This window comes from Thalassotalea sp. G20_0 (genome assembly GCF_017744175.1).
In the GTDB taxonomy this organism is placed as follows: Bacteria; Pseudomonadota; Gammaproteobacteria; order Pseudomonadales; family Endozoicomonadaceae; genus Endozoicomonas.
The window spans coordinates 1-539 of record NZ_JAGHQV010000514.1 but is presented as its reverse complement, the minus strand read 5'-3'; the positions used below and the strand labels follow the sequence as shown (position 1 = coordinate 539).

At 42.7% G+C, this 539-nt stretch carries 1 pseudogene; it reads left to right on the top strand.

Annotation, left to right across the window (positions count from 1 at the left end):
* Positions 1 to 262 precede the first annotated feature (262 nt).
* A pseudogene (locus J7438_RS27320) lies at positions 263 to 539 on the top strand (IS982 family transposase); the annotation flags it as partial.

Sequence of the window (539 nt, the reverse complement as noted above, 5' to 3'; positions counted from 1 at the left end):
GTTTTCTTCATCTCGTTCCTTTGACTTCCTGTGTTTTACGGATGTAAACCTTCTTGGCTTCCAGGGTTTTGTGTCCGGATACCAGTCCTTCATGATCCGATACTCCTTTTGCTTTCAGGTCATGGAAGTGCCACTTTTCTGCAATCAGCTTTTCTTTGATGGCGCTATTAATCAACGTCAGTTCGACGCAAAAAAGACAAGGAGCCCCTGATCAATAGCTATCTTTCGGATACCAGACCATAGACAGCTAACCGGAGGCTCCATGTCTATGACGAGTGTATTCTGTGATATTGATGATTTCTGCCTGATTTTCGAACCAGAGTGGCATAAGCAGCTTATCTGTAATGCCAATAAGCCCCCTTCTATATCGAAGCTCTCACTCAGTGAAATAATGACCATCATCGTTTATTTTCACCAGAGCGCTTTCCGAGATTTTAAGCACTATTACCTCAACCTCATTGTGAAGCATAAATCTGACTGCTTCCCCAATCTTGTTTCTTACAATCGATTCGTAGAGCTTATGAAGCAGGCATTGATAC